The organism is Flavobacterium sp. 38-13 (genome assembly GCF_001899155.1).
Taxonomy (GTDB): Bacteria; Bacteroidota; Bacteroidia; order Flavobacteriales; family Flavobacteriaceae; genus Flavobacterium; species Flavobacterium lindanitolerans.
In genome coordinates this window covers 131,659-132,028 of the sequence record NZ_MKVG01000004.1, presented here as the reverse complement: position 1 = coordinate 132,028, position 370 = coordinate 131,659, and the positions used below count along the sequence as shown (strand labels likewise).

Here is a 370-nt window from a genome sequence, read left to right as displayed (position 1 = left end):
CTACTCTACTGCCCTATTAATCCTTAATATCCCACAGGTTTTCCTTGTAAAATTCTTCTCTTGGCATTTCGATTTCTACGATGATTTTCTTTTCATAGACTTTCAGAGACAGCTTATCGCCTGCCCTGAATCCGCTTTTCTTTAACCATTTGCCACAAATGGTGATTATGGGATGATAATTATGGAAGTTAAATACTTTACGGCAAACCGTAATTTTGCGTATTTCCAATAGCTTATCTTTGTTTCTGCTGGCGTTTTTCATATCATTGTGCTTTTATGCCGTGATGTAAAACAAGCCCTCTTGGGTAATCAATTCTTAATCAGGATGTTTTATATTGAAAAAAGCATAATTTAGAAACTTCATTTGCCA

At 35.1% G+C, this 370-nt stretch carries 1 protein-coding gene; it reads right to left on the bottom strand.

Annotation, left to right across the window (positions count from 1 at the left end; all coding sequences use genetic code 11):
* Nucleotides 1–16 precede the first annotated feature (16 nt).
* The gene (locus BGO88_RS01710; RefSeq protein ID WP_286705737.1) at nt 17–262 is read right to left on the bottom strand and encodes a SymE family type I addiction module toxin; all 246 of its coding nucleotides are present in this window, start codon (nt 260–262) and stop codon (nt 17–19) included.
* Nucleotides 263–370: the final 108 nt, after the last annotated feature.

Coding starts and splice junctions, on each gene's coding strand:
- BGO88_RS01710 (WP_286705737.1), bottom strand. CDS start 262: ATGAAAAACGCCAGCAGAAACAAAGATAAGCTATTGGAAATACGCAAA.